The organism is Pantoea sp. GD03673 (assembly GCF_029844725.1).
Classification (GTDB): Bacteria; Pseudomonadota; Gammaproteobacteria; order Enterobacterales; family Enterobacteriaceae; genus Pantoea.
This window is the reverse complement of sequence record NZ_JAOCKJ010000001.1, coordinates 440,051-455,344: the sequence shown is the minus strand read 5'-3', so window position 1 is coordinate 455,344 and position 15,294 is coordinate 440,051. Positions and strand designations below refer to the sequence as shown.

Below are 15,294 nucleotides of genomic sequence, written 5' to 3'. Positions count from 1 at the left end.
ATCAGACTTTCTTCGCTTTCTTGTCAGCTTTAATGCCTTTCACCGGCTGTTCAGACACGGCGTCGGCGATACCTGAAAACGGTTCAACAAATTCACGTCCGTAGTAGGTATCGAGCATAATCTGTTTCAGCTCCGCAATCAGCGGATAACGTGGGTTTGCACCGGTACACTGGTCATCAAACGCGTCATCAGCCAGTTTGTCCACTTTTGCCAGGAAGTCCGCTTCCTGCACGCCAGCTTCACGGATTGAGGTTGGAATACCGAGTTCAGTTTTGATCTCATCCAGCCAGGCCAGCAGCTTTTCAATTTTCTGCGCGGTGCGGTCGCCTGGTGCGCTCAGCCCTAAGTGGTCAGCAATTTCAGCGTAACGACGACGCGCCTGCGGACGGTCGTACTGGCTGAACGCCGTCTGTTTAGTCGGGTTGTCATTGGCGTTGTAACGAATGACATTCGAAATTAACAGGGCATTGGCCAGGCCGTGCGGGATATGGAACTCTGAACCCAGTTTGTGTGCCATTGAGTGACAGACCCCGAGGAAGGCGTTGGCAAACGCAATACCGGCAATCGTCGCGGCATTGTGAACGCGTTCACGTGCCACAGGGTTTTTAGCCCCTTCGGCATAACTCGCTGGCAGGTTCTCTTTGAGCAGTTTCAGTGCCTGAAGCGCCTGTCCATCCGAGTATTCATTCGCCAGTACGGAAACGTAGGCTTCCAGTGCGTGGGTGACGGCATCCAGACCCCCAAAGGCGCAGAGTGAACGCGGCATATCCATCACCAGGTTGGCATCCACAATTGCCATATCCGGTGTTAATGCATAGTCAGCAAGAGGATATTTCTGACCGGTCGCATCATCGGTTACCACAGCGAACGGCGTCACTTCTGAACCGGTACCTGAGGTGGTGGTAATAGCCACCATGCGCGCTTTAACGCCCATTTTCGGGAACTTGTAGATACGTTTACGGATATCCATGAAACGTAACGCCAGTTCTTCAAAGTGGGTTTCCGGATGTTCGTACATCACCCACATAATTTTCGCCGCATCCATTGGGGAACCGCCGCCCAGTGCGATGATGACGTCAGGCTTAAAGCTGTTCATCTGCTCTGCACCTTTACGCACGATGCTCAGCGTCGGGTCAGCTTCAACTTCAAAGAACACTTCGGTCTCGATGCCGTGTGATTTCAGCACGCGGGTCACCTGGTCGGCATAACCGTTATTGAACAGGAAGCGGTCAGTAACGATGAAGGCGCGTTTTGCACCGTCCGTTGCCACTTCTTCCAGCGCAATTGGCAGTGAACCCCGACGGAAGTAGATGGATTTAGGAAGTTTATGCCACAACATATTCTCAGCTCGCTTGGCGACAGTTTTGGTATTGATCAGGTGTTTTGGACCAACGTTCTCTGAAATAGAGTTACCGCCCCATGAACCACAACCCAGCGTCAGAGACGGTGCCAGTTTAAAGTTGTAGAGGTCACCGATACCCCCCTGTGAAGCAGGGGTGTTGATCAGAATACGTGCGGTTTTCATTTTGTCGCCGAAGTAGTGCACGCGCTCAGTCTGGTTATCCTGGTCGGTATAAAGGCAGGAGGTGTGACCGATACCGCCCATGGCGACCAGTTTCTCCGCTTTTTCTACGGCATCCTGGAAATCTTTTGCCCGATACATGGCAAGGGTAGGAGAGAGTTTTTCGTGAGCGAAAGGCTCAGACTCATCCACCAGTTTCACTTCGCCAATCAGGATTTTGGTGCTCGCTGGCACGCTGAGTCCGGCCATTTCCGCGATTTTAAACGCGGGCTGGCCCACGATGGCCGCATTCAGGCCGCCGTTTTTCAGGATGATGTTCTGCACTGCACTCAGTTCAGCCCCCTGCAGCAGGTAGCCACCGTGGCTGGCGAAACGTTCGCGCACGGCGTCATAGACTGAATCAACCACAATGACGGATTGTTCAGAGGCGCAGATCACCCCGTTATCAAAGGTTTTTGACATCAGAATAGAAGCAACGGCACGTTTCAGATCGGCGGTTTCATCAATCACCACCGGCGTGTTACCGGCACCCACGCCAATCGCCGGTTTACCGGAGCTGTAAGCCGCTTTCACCATGCCCGGACCGCCGGTGGCGAGAATCAGGTTGATGTCAGGGTGATGCATCAGCTGGTTGGACAGTTCAACAGAAGGAGCATCAATCCAGCCGATAATATCTTTTGGTGCACCCGCGGCAATGGCGGCCTGCAGGACGATATCGGCAGCTTTATTTGTCGCGTCTTTGGCGCGTGGGTGTGGCGAGAAGATGATCCCGTTACGGGTTTTAAGGCTGATTAACGCTTTGAAAATGGCGGTTGAAGTCGGGTTGGTGGTCGGGACGATACCGCAAATCAGGCCAATCGGTTCGGCGATGGTAATTGTGCCAAACGTATCGTCAGTGGCCAGCACGCCACAGGTTTTTTCATCTTTGTACGCGTTGTAGATATACTCTGAAGCAAAGTGGTTTTTGATCACTTTGTCTTCGACGATGCCCATACCGGATTCGGCAACGGCCATTTTGGCTAGCGGGATTCGGGCGTCTGCAGCGGCGAGGGCGGCAGCGCGGAAGATGGCGTCGACCTGTTGTTGAGAAAAATTGGCATATTCACGCTGGGCTTTTTTTACACGTTCAACCAGTGCATTGAGTTCAGCGACATTGGTTACGGCCATGGTGTTCTCCTGAAGGAAGTTAAACTTTTTTAGTAAACAATCCTGCGCCCTGAGTATAGTCACGCTGCAATAACGCGTCTGGCTGACAGGGAACGCCCGGATTTTCAACTGTTTACTGAACGAGTCTTGCGCTGTCGTCAGCAAAATTTCCTTCACTGACGCTTATCCTTCCGTTAAGAAAAGATTACCTGGTTTGGGGTAGGTCAATTTTGATGCAGATCAATTTAACCGCAAGCTGACACCTTTCAGCACCGCTTTGATCTGCTTTTCTGTGAAATTTGTTTACCCCTCCTGCCAGCCCTCCCGGTAGTGGCTAAATCCAGCTCCTTTTTGATTCATGGCGGAAAGCGCTAAATGTTTCGCTGTTCACCGGGATAAATAGCCAGGCCAGCATCTGGCGTCTCTGCGCGTTTTCACATACATTAGGCGCGTTTTCCCCCTGTGGTACGGAGTAAAGTCGTGAATCCTGCGCTGTTAGATCTATCAGGCTATATAAAATTTTTTGTCGGACTCTTTGCGCTGGTCAATCCGATCGGAATTATTCCGGTGTTCATCAGCATGACGCGTTATCAGGGGGTGGCTGAACGTAACAAAACCAACCTTACGGCTAATCTGGCCGTTGCCATTATTCTCTGGACGTCACTGTTCCTCGGCGATGCGATTTTGCGTGTATTTGGCATTTCCATTGACTCGTTCCGCATTGCGGGTGGCATTCTGGTTGTAACCATTGCGATGTCGATGATCAGCGGCAAGCTGGGCGAGGATAAGCAAAATAAACAGGAGAAGTCAGAAACGGCAATCCGTGAAAGCGTCGGTGTTGTGCCGCTGGCGTTGCCATTAATGGCGGGACCGGGGGCCATCAGTTCGACTATCGTCTGGAGTACCCGCTACCACAGCTGGATAAATCTGCTGGGTTTTACCCTCGCCATTGCCATCTTTGCCTTCTGCTGCTGGCTGTTGTTCCGGGCGGCACCCTTAATGGTACGCATTCTCGGGCAGACCGGCATTAACGTCATTACCCGTATTATGGGGCTGTTACTGATGGCGCTGGGCATTGAATTTGTTGTGACCGGTATGAAGTCGATTTTTCCCGGCTTGCTGAATTAGAAACTCACTTATTTCATGCAGTGAAGCGAGTAGGTGACCTTAAATGGTGCAATAAAGGATTTTGTTGCACCATTACAGTGCAATTATTCGTCCTGCTTAATAAAAACTGTCGATTATAAATTCCATTACTGCGGGTTTGCTCACAGGCTTTTTTTGGCGAAATAATGTCACGATTTTCACACGATAATCTGCTATCACTTCTCCCATCATCCTGATAAACCCCCGGATTACGCCGCCTGTCATGAATTTCATCATGCTGATACCGGATTTAACAATATAAACGCCAAAACGGACGGTTTTTGCCGCTCCATTCCGCCTGCGCCAGGGGTTTCCAGCTAAACAGTCTATTTTTCATATCGATATCATATTTTCAGGAAGAAAATTAACACTTCCGCTGCCTGACATCTCATGATAAAAGAGAATTAGTTAACATTTTAGCTATTTTGCTTTGGCGCCCCTTCGCGGCTTCTGATAATTTTTGGCTCAGCGTAAATTTTTTCTCCGAAAGTCCAAAGTGAGAACGCTTTTTGCTTAAGCCTATCGGGATATTTAAATAAAGGTTGGCGTTTCGCATGATTGGGATGAAAAACTTGCAACAACAGCGGTCAGCAATCGCACTCTTTTTGTTCACGGCTTTTTCTCCGGCTTACGCCGCCACGGTTCCCCCCGGAACGGTTCTGGCAGCGCAACAGCAAATAGTGATCAACAACGGAAGCGAAGTTTCTTCTCTCGATCCGCATAAAACCGAAGGCGTGCCGGAATCGAATGTTATTCATAACCTGCTGGATGGCCTGGTTAACACCGATAATGGCGGTCAGGTTGTGCCGGGCGTCGCAAAAAGCTGGGAAAATCCGCAACCCACGGTCTGGATTTTTAATCTGCGGGATGATGCGAAGTGGAGCAATGGTGAGCCGGTTACCGCCGCTGATTTCGTCTACAGCTGGCGTCGGCTGGTGGACCCGAACACCGCATCGCCTTATTCCAGCTATTTGCAGGCCGCACATTTTGCCAGTATCGATGCCATCCTCGCCGGTAAAGCGTCGCCCGATCAACTGGGCGTGAAAGCGCTGGATGCGCACCGGCTGCAGATTACCCTGAGTGAGCCAGTCCCTTACCTGGTGGCGATGTTAGCGCATACGGCGATGAAGCCGGTTTACGCGCCAGCCATTAAGCAGTGGGGCGACGCCTGGACCCGTCCGGACCACTACATCGGCAACGGTGCCTACACGCTGAGCGACTGGGTGGTGAATGAAAAAATCGTCCTGAAGCGCAATCCTCAATACTGGGACAATGCCCATACGGTGATTGAGCAGGGGACCTTCCTGCCGATCGCCTCTGAAAACAGTGATATTAATCGCTATCGCAGCGGCGGCACGGATATGACCAACAGTGCCGTGCCGCCGGAGATGTTCGGCAAGCTGCGTAAAGAACTGGGCGATGAAGTCAAAGTCAGTCCGCTGCTTTGCACCTTCTACTACGAAATCAACAACAAAAAAGCACCGTTCACCGATGCACGGGTGCGCGCCGCGCTGAAGATGACCCTCGATCGTGAGGTGATTGCCAATAAGATAATGGCTCAGGGGCAGATTCCGGCCTATAGCCTCACGCCGCCGTTCACGGCCGGTATTAAGCTATCCCCGCCTGAATGGTTCACCTGGACGCAGGCGCAGCGTAATGAGGCGGCGAAAAAGCTGCTGGCAGAGGCCGGCTTTAATGCCAGCCATCCGCTGAGCTTTACGCTGCTCTACAACACGTCCGATCAGAATAAACGGCAGGCGATTGCAGCGGCGTCCATGTGGCAGAAAAACCTGGGGGCGAAAGTAACGCTGCAGAATCAGGAGTGGAAAACCATGCTGGAGACCCGTCATCAGGCCCAGTTTGATGTAGTGCGAGCCACCTGGTGTGCCGATTACAACGAGCCCTCAACCTTCCTGAATATGCTGATCAGCAACGCCTCGATCAACACCGCGTTTTACAGCAGCGCGACCTTCGATCGACTCATGGCAGAAACGCTGACAGCGGGCAGCGAGGCCCGGCGCGCTGACCTGTATCAGCAGGCTGAAACACAACTCGACAAAGACTCACCAATTGTGCCAGTTTACTACCGCGTAAGTGTGCGTCTGGTAAAGCCCTGGGTTGGCGGCTTTACGGGCAAAGACCCGCAGGACCTGACAGACCTGAAGTACTATTTCATCAAACAACACTGATCTGATCGCCGCTTCGGCGAGACAGTCGGGACACGCGTCAGCGTACAGACCATTTTGGGGTCAATCTCCCTGGGAACAGGCCAGGGAGCCCGGAGACGGGGGACGCCGTGGCAGAGCATCGCCACGGTGACGATAATAAAACTGGAGTGTAATAATGAACAACATCACGAAAAAAAGCCTGATTGCAGCGGGCGTTTTCGCCGCAGTGAGTGCCCTGGCAGGGAATGTGGCTTTCGCAGCAACCGTGCCTGCGGGCGTTGAGCTGGCCGCAAAACAGGAGCTGGTTCGCGGCAATGGCGATGAAGTACAGTCGCTGGATCCGCACAAAATTGAAGGCGTGCCGGAAGATAACGTGGCGCGTGACCTGTATGAAGGTCTGCTGGTCAATGACAGCAACGGTAAACCGATTCCGGGCGTTGCGGAAAGTTACGAAAACAAAGATTTTAAAGTGTGGACGTTCCACCTGCGTAAAAATGCCAAATGGTCTAACGGCGAGCCGGTAACCGCGCAGGACTTCGTCTACAGCTGGGAGCGTCTGGTCGATCCTAAAACGGCTTCACCGTACGCCAGCTATCCGCAGTATGGTCATATCCTGAACGTTGATGACATCATCGCCGGGAAAAAACCGATTACCGATCTGGGCGTAAAAGCCATTGATGACCACACGCTGGAAGTCACCCTGAGCGAGCCGGTTCCCTATTTTGATAAGCTGCTGATTAACTCCGTCATGTCACCGGTTTACAGACCGGCCATTGAGAAGTTTGGTGAGCAGTGGACCCAGCCACAGAACTGGGTCGGCAACGGTGCCTTTAAACTGGACGCGCATGTGATTAACGAGCGCATCACTCTGGTACGTAACCCGAACTACTGGGACAACGAACACACCGTGCTGAACAAGGTTACCTTCCTGCCAATCAGTTCTGAAGTCAGCGACGTTAACCGTTACTTCTCCGAGAACGGCAGCGACATGACCTATAACAACCTGCCGATTGAGCTGTTTAAAAAGCTGCAGCGTGAGAACGGAAAAGAGCTGCACGTCGATCCTTACCTCTGCACCTACTACTACGAAATCAATAACCAGAAAGCACCATTCACCGATCCACGCGTGCGCGCCGCCCTGAAGCTGGGTCTGGATCGTGACATCATGGTGAATAAAGTGCTGGCGCAGGGCCAGAAGCCGGCCTACAGCTACACCCCGCCATCAACGGACGGCATGGATATTCTGCCGCCAGACTGGTTCAAATGGTCCCAGGACAAACGCAATGCCGAAGCGAAGAAGCTGCTGGCTGAAGCGGGCTATACCGCCGACAAACCGCTGACCTTTAACCTGCTCTATAACACCTCCGATCTGCACAAGAAGCTGGCGATTGCCGCCTCGTCGATCTGGAAGAAAAACATTGGCGTGAACATCAAGCTGGAAAACCAGGAGTGGAAAACCTTCCTGGATACCCGTCATCAGGGTAACTTCGATGTCTCCCGTGCTGCCTGGTGTGCGGACTACAACGAACCGACTTCATTCCTGAACACCATGCTGTCCAACAGCAGCAGTAACACCTCACACTATAAGAGCGATGCGTTTGACAAAGTGGTGCGTGACGCAATCAAGGCCCCGGATGCTAAAAGCCGCGCAGCGGACTATCAGCAGGCCGAGCAGATCCTGGATAAAGACAGCACCATCGTGCCGGTTTACTACTACGTGAATACGCGTCTGGTGAAACCTTATGTCGGCGGTTATACCGGTAAAGATCCACTGGATAAGACGCTGGATAAAAACTTCTACATCATTAAACACTAATAGCATTCAGGCTATCAGCAGTGGCGGCGCGTCTGGCGCCGCCTTTTTTAATTTTTGATATGTTGTGAAGCAACAGCCTGGTAGGTACGGCAATGTTAAAATTCATCCTGCGTCGCTTGCTTGAAGCGCTACCGACGCTGTTCGTCCTGATTACCATCTCCTTCTTTATGATGCGCCTGGCCCCCGGCAGTCCCTTCACCGGGGAGCGTACGCTGGCACCTGAAGTCATGGCCAACATTGAGGCGAAGTATCACCTCAACGATCCCATTGGTAAGCAGTATGTCGATTACCTTGTGCAGCTGGCGCACGGCGATTTCGGCCCCTCGTTTAAATACAAAGACTATTCGGTCAACTATCTGGTCGCACACGCGTTCCCGGTTTCTGCCAAACTCGGTCTGGCCGCCTTCCTGCTGGCGATCGTGCTGGGCGTGACCGCTGGCGTCATCGCCGCGCTCAAACAGAATACGTTGTGGGACTTCGCGGTGATGGGGGTGGCAATGACCGGCGTGGTAATCCCGAGTTTCGTGGTTGCGCCGCTGCTGGTCCTGCTGTTTGCCATCAGTCTCAAATGGCTGCCGGGCGGCGGCTGGAATGGCGGACAGTGGAACTACATGCTGCTGCCGATGGTGGCGCTGTCGCTGGCGTATATCGCCAGTATCGCGCGTATTACCCGTGGGTCGATGATTGAAGTGATGCACTCCAACTTTATCCGTACTGCGCGTGCCAAAGGTTTACCGCTGCGCCGCATTGTGCTGCGTCATGCGCTGAAACCCGCGTTGCTGCCGGTGATCTCCTACATGGGACCGGCGTTTGTGGGCATCATCACCGGGTCGATGGTGATTGAGTCAATCTACGGTCTGCCGGGTATCGGACAGCTGTTTGTGAACGGTGCGCTGAACCGTGACTACTCACTGGTGATGAGCCTGACCATTCTGGTTGGTTTACTGACCATTATCTTCAACGCGATTGTTGACGTGCTCTATGCCGTTATCGATCCAAAAATTCGTTACTGATTGCGGAGTTCGCCATGATGTTAAGCAAGAAAAACAGCGAAGCTCTTGATGCGTTCAGTGAGAAGCTGGAAGTAGAAGGGCGCAGTCTCTGGCAGGATGCGCGTCGTCGTTTCATCCATAACCGCGCGGCTTTAATCAGCCTGCTGGTGCTGTTAGTGATCACCCTGTTCGTGATCTTTGCGCCGATGCTGGCGCAGTTCACCTACGACGATACCGACTGGGCTATGATGTCCTCACCACCGGATACCACTTCCGGCCACTGGTTTGGCACTGACTCATCGGGCCGTGACCTGCTGGTGCGTGTGGCGATCGGTGGCCGCATCTCACTGATGGTGGGTGTGGCCTCTGCACTGATCGCGGTGATCGTGGGTACGCTTTATGGTTCGATTGCTGGCTATCTCGGCGGCAAAACGGACTCAGTGATGATGCGTATTCTGGAAATCCTCAACTCCTTCCCGTTTATGTTCTTCGTGATCCTGCTGGTGACCTTCTTCGGTCGCAATATCCTGCTGATTTTTGCCGCTATCGGTATGGTTTCGTGGCTGGATATGGCGCGTATCGTGCGCGGCCAGACGCTGAGCCTGAAGCGTAAAGAGTTTATCGAAGCGGCCCATGTCGGCGGGGTTTCAACCTGGAAAATTGTGGTGCGCCACATCGTGCCGAACGTGCTGGGCGTGGTGGTGGTTTACGCCTCGCTGCTGGTGCCAAGCATGATCCTGTTTGAATCCTTCCTGAGCTTCCTCGGTCTGGGTACGCAGGAACCCCTGAGCAGCTGGGGTGCGCTGCTCAGCGATGGGGCCAACTCGATGGAAGTATCGCCGTGGCTGCTGCTCTATCCGGCGGGCTTCCTGGTGGTTACGCTGTTCTGTTTCAACTTTATCGGCGATGGCCTGCGTGATGCCCTCGACCCGAAAGATCGTTAAGGAGTTTCCCGATGACTATTCATGAATTCCAGCCAGCAATGGCGGCCCGCGCGGGAAGCGAACAGCTACTTACGGTCAAAGATTTACGCGTGACCTTTGGTACGCACGATGGGGATGTGACGGCCGTCAACGACCTGAATTTCTCGCTGCGCGCCGGTGAAACGCTGGGTATTGTTGGTGAGTCCGGTTCCGGCAAGTCACAGACGGCCTTTGCCCTCATGGGGCTGCTGGCAAAAAATGGCCGCATTGGCGGCTCGGCAATGTTCAACGGCAAAGAGATCCTGAATCTGCCTGAGAACCAGCTCAATAAACTGCGCGCTGAACAAATTGCAATGATCTTCCAGGACCCGATGACCTCGCTGAACCCCTACATGCGGGTAGGCGAGCAGCTGATGGAAGTGCTTAAGTTGCACAAAGGGATGAGCAGCGCACAGGCGTTTGAAGAGTCCGTGAGAATGCTGGACGCGGTAAAAATGCCGGAAGCACGCAAACGCATGAAGATGTACCCGCATGAGTTCTCCGGCGGGATGCGTCAGCGTGTGATGATTGCCATGGCGCTGCTGTGCCGGCCGAAATTGCTGATTGCCGATGAACCCACCACAGCCCTGGATGTGACGGTGCAGGCGCAGATCATGACGCTGCTCAACGATCTGAAGCGCGAGTTTAACACCGCGATTATCATGATCACGCACGATCTCGGCGTGGTGGCCGGGATCTGCGACAAGGTGCTGGTGATGTATGCTGGCCGCACCATGGAGTATGGCCGTGCCCGCGATGTCTTCTATCAGCCTGCCCATCCTTACTCGATTGGCCTGCTCAATGCGGTGCCGCGTCTGGATGCGGAAGGCGAAAGCCTGACCACTATTCCGGGCAATCCACCCAACCTGCTGCGTCTGCCGCAGGGCTGCCCGTTCCAGCCGCGTTGTCCGCACGCGATGGATATCTGCACTCAGGCTCCGCCGCTGGAACCCTTTGGCGATGGCCGTCTGCGTGCCTGCTTTAAGCCGGTGGAGGAGTTAGTATGAGCACCGTAGCTGAAAAAAAAGTCCTGCTGGAAATCGCCGACCTTAAGGTGCATTTCGACATTAAAGATGGCAAGCAGTGGTTCTGGCAGCCCTCTAAATCCCTGAAAGCGGTGGATGGGGTCAGCCTGCGTCTTTACGAGGGCGAGACCCTGGGCGTGGTAGGCGAGTCTGGCTGCGGCAAATCGACCCTGGCCCGCGCCATTATCGGTCTGGTGAAAGCGACAGAAGGGCGGGTGGCCTGGTTAGGCCGTGACTTGCTGGGTCAGAGTGAAGAGGAGTGGCGCAAGGCGCGCAGCGATATCCAGATGATATTCCAGGATCCGCTGGCCTCCCTGAACCCCCGTATGACTATCGGCGATATCATCGCTGAGCCACTGCGGACCTATCATCCGAAAATGGCGCGTCAGGAAGTTAAAGACCGCGTCAAAAACATGATGATGAAAGTGGGGCTGCTGCCGAACCTGATTAACCGCTACCCGCATGAGTTCTCAGGCGGCCAGTGCCAGCGTATTGGTATCGCCCGTGCGCTGATTCTGGAGCCGAAGCTGATTATCTGTGATGAGCCGGTGTCGGCACTGGACGTCTCGATTCAGGCGCAGGTGGTTAACCTGTTGCAGCAGCTGCAGCGTGAAATGGGGCTGTCGCTGATCTTCATCGCCCACGATCTGGCTGTGGTGAAGCATATCTCTGATCGGGTGCTGGTGATGTATCTTGGCCATGCGGTTGAGCTCGGCACGTACAGTGAGGTCTACGGCAATCCGCAGCATCCTTACACCCGTGCGCTGATGTCTGCCGTACCGATTCCCGATCCGGACAAGGAGAAGAACAAACAGATACAGCTGCTGGAAGGGGAACTGCCGTCGCCGATCAATCCTCCGTCAGGCTGCGTCTTCCGCACCCGCTGTCCGATTGCCGGCCCGGAGTGCGCAAAAACCCGGCCGCTGCTGGAAGGCAGTTTCCACCATGCGGTCTCCTGTCTGAAGGTCGATCCGCTATAAAGCAAAACGCCGGGTAATGACCCGGCGTTTTCTTATCTGACGCTTACTCACGCCACAGGATATGACAGAGTTTGTGATCTTTCTCGCGGCACAGCAGCACGCGGGCAAAGACGTCAGTGATCGGCTCACCGTCCGCTTCACCCAGGCCAATGACCACCTCGGCGAAAAAGTCCGGATTCAGATCGAAATCAACATGATCTTTCCAGTCTTCAGAAGGATCAAACAGTTCTGCGCCACCGCGCTCTTCAAACTGGAGATTAAAGAGAATGACGTCTGCCGGATCGAGATTGTCGACGGCCAGTTCAAGAAAAATATCGTAGGCCTGTTCCAGCGTTTCATCTTCGGTAAGGCGATTATTCAAATCCATAGTCTGTCCTGTCGGCCTGCGGCCATTTACACAATCTGGCTCGTTTTACAGTAAAGGGCTGAAGAAGTAAAACAGTCGTTCGACGATGCGCTGCCACCAGGCACGTTTTGCCCAGCGCTTAGCATCCAGCAGGCGGGAACGGGCGATATAGTCATCCTGCACGCAGGCGAGATCGCTGCCAAATCCTGCGTCATCCACCACCAGCGTCACTTCAAAATTGAGCCACAAACTGCGCATGTCGAGGTTGACGGTTCCCACCAGGCTCAGCTGCCCATCGACCAGCACGCTTTTGGTATGCAGCAGCCCATCTTCAAACTGATAAATCTTCACGCCCGCTTCCAGCAGTTCGCTGAAGAAGGCGCGACTGGCCCAGCCCACCAGCAGCGAATCATTGTGGCGCGGTACAATCACGCTGACACTGACGCCTCGCTGTGCCGCCGTACAGATAGCATGCAGCAGATCATCGCTGGGGACTAAGTAGGGGGTGGTCATAATCAATTGTTCACGCGCTGAATAGACCGCAGTCAGCAGCGCCTGATGGATCATATCTTCCGGGAAGCCAGGGCCGGAGGCGATCACCTGCACGGTGTGTCCGCTCTCCTGCTCAAACGGCATGATGTTGCGATCGGGCGGTGGAGGGAGAATCCGTTTACCGGTCTCAATCTCCCAGTCACAGCTGAAAACAATGCCCATAGCGGTCGCTACCGGGCCTTCCATACGCGCCATCAGGTCAATCCACTGGCCCACACCCGCGCTCTGTTTGAAAAAGCGCGGATCGACCAGGTTCATGCTGCCGGTGTAGGCAATATAATTATCGATCAGGACGATTTTGCGATGCTGACGCAAATCCATACGTCGCAGGAAAACGCGCAGCAGGCTGACCTGTAACGCTTCCACCACGTCAATACCGGCATTGCGCATCATGCCGACCCAGGGGCTGCGGAAAAAGTTGACGCTGCCTGCTGAGTCAAGCAGCAGTCGGCAATGAACGCCCCGGCGTGATGCGGCCATCAGCGACTCTGCGACTTCATCCGCCAGTCCGCCTGGATGCCAGATGTAAAACACCATCTCAATGTTATGGCGGGCCAGCTGGATATCACGAATCAGCGCCTGCATCACGTCGTCGGCGCTGGTGAGCAGCTGCAACTGATTTCCCTTCACCCCGGCGATGCCCTGACGGTGGTAGCAAAGCTCGAACAGCGAACGTGCAACGTCGCTGTGCTCAGTGGCAAAAATTTCACGGCACTGTTTCAGGTCGTTGAGCCAGCGGGCGGTTGACGGCCACATGGTGCGGGCGCGTTCAGCGCGACGTTTGCCCAGATGCAATTCGCCAAACGAGAGATAAGCAATAATGCCCACCAGTGGCAGAATATAGATAACCAGCAGCCATGCCATCGCCGAGGTAACGGCCCGCCGCTTCATCAGGACGCGCAGCGTAACCCCGGCGATCAGCAGCCAGTAACCAAATACCAGCAACCAGCTGATCAGAGTATAAAAAGTGGTCATAAAGTGGACGTCCCGTTCGCGCTTTCGTCTGGCAAGTTTACGTGCAGATCACCGCTAACGAAACCCTTTATCCCGGACAGGTTCGATGAGAGATCTGATTTGGCATTACGGCAGAGATCTCTATAATGCCCTCGCGTATGTCTTGCCTGTATGAAGCCAGAGAGGAAGTGATGAAACGAAGCAGAAATGAAGTGGCGCGCTGGAGAATGTTACGTCAGGTGCATCGCCGCCGCTCCCGCTGGCTGGAAGGGCAGTCACGGCGTTACAAGCGTATTCACTGCATCCGCCATCAGCTGGCGCAGCAGCAGCGTCGCTCAATCCTGTTTATTACGCAGTTAGTCTAGGTCTTACCGGGAGCCGCCCTGTTCAGGCCTCAAAAAATCCCCGTTCTGCCATGACCCGTCGCGCCAAAGCGTGCTCCTGACGCGACGCACCCCGGTCGCTGACTTCCTGCATCAGGCACTCCATCGGGTTGCCCAGCGCCGTGGGTCTGCGATAACCCGCGCGATCGTACCATTCGTAAGACCATTTGCCCGATTTACGCTGGTAATAGATTGTCAGCCACGAAGAGCAGTTTGCAGGGTAACCACTCATAACTTCGATTTTCGGATCAAAAATCGCCACGATCCGGGATAACAGTGGGTCCAGCAATGTCAGGGTCTGGCCGGGATACGTTTTATTCATAATTTGCCCGCGATTGCGCTGTGCATCCATTCAGAGGGTAAACTCACAAGAGCTAAATGTAGACAGCTCTGTCAGATAATTCCTCTTCACAGCTAAAAAAATGATGAAGAGATCAATTTTTTCGCTCAACAGGCCTTCTGAAGGCTCAGCTAATGGGGTGTACAACCGCTGACGTTAAACTTGTACAACTTTACATTTATTCAGGTGATTGAATTTTAATGATTTATTGGTTTTATCAGCAGGCGGGGCGATCTTTTGGGTTAAATATCTGTACAACTAAGGCGTTGTTGTATAACTTTACCGCATCGGTTAGAACTTTAAATGAATCCTAAGAGGGTCGACCATGCAAACTAACGTTCGTATTCCCGCTTCAGTATCTGATATCTCCGCTTACTTACACAGTGCTGCGCAGCCTTCTCAACAGGCAATCCTGGGATCGGTGGTGTCGGAGATCATCCGTTCAGGTCGCAGTCTGAATCGTAAAGCGATCTGCTCGAAACTCATCAGTCGTTTACAGCACGTTACCAGCCCGGAAGAAGAGCAGCATTATCATGCGCTGATTGGTCTGATTCTGGACAGGGGTTAATTCAACGCCACTCTGCCAGTGAGTGGCGGGCTGGCCGAAGCGGGTTCACTGCATGGACAGGCCCGCTGAGTCAGATTAAGCTCCACAGCGGTTAAAGATGGAAGTTCGCGGGCAAGCGGGGTAATGCAGGGCAGAGAGCCTCGTTTTCGCAGCGGTCATTTAGGCTGCTGTCGCACTAACCTGCTGTGAATGACTAACCCGAAAGACGCTGTGATGTCATCATCAGCGTCACGTTCACCAGTTGCAGTGCGGCTGCCAGCACAATCAGCATCACAATCCACTGCTTTTTGTTACGCCAGCCCTTTGTTCGCCAGAGCGTGAGCGCGCTGCCGATCAACAGAGCGATAATCGCCAGTAGCCCCAGAATAATTATCTGCATCTTTCCTCGCTGAAT

Annotated in this window: 14 protein-coding genes; 9 read left to right on the top strand and 5 right to left on the bottom strand. The window is 53.7% G+C overall.

The features are described 5' to 3' along the window. Position 1: 1 nt before the first annotated feature. Positions 2-2,689 (bottom strand): bifunctional acetaldehyde-CoA/alcohol dehydrogenase, encoded by a 2,688-nt coding sequence (gene adhE / locus N5J69_RS02140; RefSeq protein ID WP_279767778.1) that lies wholly within the window; start codon positions 2,687-2,689, stop codon positions 2-4. A 459-nt stretch (positions 2,690-3,148) separates the two neighbouring features. On the opposite strand from adhE, the gene N5J69_RS02135 reads away from it, so the two are divergent. The 7 genes from N5J69_RS02135 (at position 3,149) to oppF (ending at position 11,757) form a co-directional block, all read left to right on the top strand. Then, positions 3,149-3,796, top strand: a complete 648-nt coding sequence (locus N5J69_RS02135; protein ID WP_279767777.1) for a YchE family NAAT transporter — start codon at positions 3,149-3,151, stop codon at positions 3,794-3,796. A 581-nt stretch (positions 3,797-4,377) separates the two neighbouring features. Further along, positions 4,378-6,003 (top strand): ABC transporter substrate-binding protein, encoded by a 1,626-nt coding sequence (locus N5J69_RS02130; RefSeq protein ID WP_279767776.1) that lies wholly within the window; start codon positions 4,378-4,380, stop codon positions 6,001-6,003. Positions 6,004-6,157: 154 nt separating this feature from the next. Next, positions 6,158-7,798 (top strand): oligopeptide ABC transporter substrate-binding protein OppA, encoded by a 1,641-nt coding sequence (oppA, locus tag N5J69_RS02125; RefSeq protein ID WP_279767774.1) that lies wholly within the window; start codon positions 6,158-6,160, stop codon positions 7,796-7,798. Positions 7,799-7,890: 92 nt separating this feature from the next. Continuing rightward, positions 7,891-8,811 carry an oligopeptide ABC transporter permease OppB gene (gene oppB, locus N5J69_RS02120; protein ID WP_061062598.1) on the top strand — a complete coding sequence of 307 codons (921 nt, stop codon included), beginning with the start codon at positions 7,891-7,893 and terminating at the stop codon, positions 8,809-8,811. Between the two features lie 14 nt (positions 8,812-8,825). Next, entirely contained in the window at positions 8,826-9,734 is a 909-nt protein-coding gene (oppC, locus tag N5J69_RS02115) for an oligopeptide ABC transporter permease OppC (RefSeq protein ID WP_279767773.1), read from the top strand. Positions 9,735-9,745: 11 nt separating this feature from the next. Beyond that, on the top strand, positions 9,746-10,759 hold the full coding sequence (locus N5J69_RS02110) for an ABC transporter ATP-binding protein (protein WP_279767772.1): 1,014 nt from the start codon (positions 9,746-9,748) through the stop codon (positions 10,757-10,759). Then, complete coding sequence (gene oppF, locus N5J69_RS02105) at positions 10,756-11,757, top strand: murein tripeptide/oligopeptide ABC transporter ATP binding protein OppF (protein WP_279767771.1); 1,002 nt, start codon at positions 10,756-10,758, stop codon at positions 11,755-11,757. Before N5J69_RS02110 ends, oppF begins: the two co-directional genes overlap by 4 nt. Before the next feature lie 43 nt (positions 11,758-11,800). Here oppF and N5J69_RS02100 read toward each other — a convergent pair whose 3' ends face one another. Next, positions 11,801-12,124, bottom strand: a complete 324-nt coding sequence (locus N5J69_RS02100) for an HI1450 family dsDNA-mimic protein (protein ID WP_003853921.1) — start codon at positions 12,122-12,124, stop codon at positions 11,801-11,803. A 45-nt stretch (positions 12,125-12,169) separates the two neighbouring features. Then, a complete protein-coding gene (cls, locus tag N5J69_RS02095; protein ID WP_279767770.1) occupies positions 12,170-13,630 on the bottom strand; it encodes a cardiolipin synthase in 1,461 nt (486 codons plus the stop codon). A 170-nt stretch (positions 13,631-13,800) separates the two neighbouring features. Here cls and N5J69_RS02090 point away from each other — a divergent pair, with 170 nt between their 5' ends. After that, positions 13,801-13,974 carry a YciY family protein gene (locus N5J69_RS02090; protein WP_095707117.1) on the top strand — a complete coding sequence of 58 codons (174 nt, stop codon included), beginning with the start codon at positions 13,801-13,803 and terminating at the stop codon, positions 13,972-13,974. Between the two features lie 22 nt (positions 13,975-13,996). On the opposite strand, the gene N5J69_RS02085 is transcribed toward N5J69_RS02090, so the two are convergent. Continuing rightward, positions 13,997-14,314 carry a hypothetical protein gene (locus N5J69_RS02085; RefSeq protein ID WP_279767768.1) on the bottom strand — a complete coding sequence of 106 codons (318 nt, stop codon included), beginning with the start codon at positions 14,312-14,314 and terminating at the stop codon, positions 13,997-13,999. Positions 14,315-14,657: 343 nt separating this feature from the next. Here N5J69_RS02085 and ycgZ point away from each other — a divergent pair, with 343 nt between their 5' ends. After that, positions 14,658-14,900 (top strand): regulatory protein YcgZ, encoded by a 243-nt coding sequence (ycgZ, locus tag N5J69_RS02080; RefSeq protein ID WP_279767767.1) that lies wholly within the window; start codon positions 14,658-14,660, stop codon positions 14,898-14,900. Positions 14,901-15,093: 193 nt separating this feature from the next. On the opposite strand, the gene N5J69_RS02075 is transcribed toward ycgZ, so the two are convergent. Continuing rightward, entirely contained in the window at positions 15,094-15,279 is a 186-nt protein-coding gene (locus N5J69_RS02075; protein WP_279767766.1) for a hypothetical protein, read from the bottom strand. Between the last annotated feature and the right edge of the window lie 15 nt (positions 15,280-15,294).

What these genes read in the sequence shown, in the direction of transcription:
- adhE (WP_279767778.1), bottom strand. Translation starts at nt 2,689, where the DNA reads ATGGCCGTAACCAATGTCGCTGAACTCAATGCACTGGTTGAACGTGTA.
- N5J69_RS02130 (WP_279767776.1), top strand. Translation starts at nt 4,378, where the DNA reads ATGAAAAACTTGCAACAACAGCGGTCAGCAATCGCACTCTTTTTGTTC.
- oppA (WP_279767774.1), top strand. Translation starts at nt 6,158, where the DNA reads ATGAACAACATCACGAAAAAAAGCCTGATTGCAGCGGGCGTTTTCGCC.
- oppB (WP_061062598.1), top strand. Translation starts at nt 7,891, where the DNA reads ATGTTAAAATTCATCCTGCGTCGCTTGCTTGAAGCGCTACCGACGCTG.
- oppC (WP_279767773.1), top strand. Translation starts at nt 8,826, where the DNA reads ATGATGTTAAGCAAGAAAAACAGCGAAGCTCTTGATGCGTTCAGTGAG.
- N5J69_RS02110 (WP_279767772.1), top strand. Translation starts at nt 9,746, where the DNA reads ATGACTATTCATGAATTCCAGCCAGCAATGGCGGCCCGCGCGGGAAGC.
- oppF (WP_279767771.1), top strand. Translation starts at nt 10,756, where the DNA reads ATGAGCACCGTAGCTGAAAAAAAAGTCCTGCTGGAAATCGCCGACCTT.
- N5J69_RS02100 (WP_003853921.1), bottom strand. Translation starts at nt 12,124, where the DNA reads ATGGATTTGAATAATCGCCTTACCGAAGATGAAACGCTGGAACAGGCC.
- cls (WP_279767770.1), bottom strand. Translation starts at nt 13,630, where the DNA reads ATGACCACTTTTTATACTCTGATCAGCTGGTTGCTGGTATTTGGTTAC.
- N5J69_RS02090 (WP_095707117.1), top strand. Translation starts at nt 13,801, where the DNA reads ATGAAACGAAGCAGAAATGAAGTGGCGCGCTGGAGAATGTTACGTCAG.
- N5J69_RS02085 (WP_279767768.1), bottom strand. Translation starts at nt 14,314, where the DNA reads ATGAATAAAACGTATCCCGGCCAGACCCTGACATTGCTGGACCCACTG.
- ycgZ (WP_279767767.1), top strand. Translation starts at nt 14,658, where the DNA reads ATGCAAACTAACGTTCGTATTCCCGCTTCAGTATCTGATATCTCCGCT.
- N5J69_RS02075 (WP_279767766.1), bottom strand. Translation starts at nt 15,279, where the DNA reads ATGCAGATAATTATTCTGGGGCTACTGGCGATTATCGCTCTGTTGATC.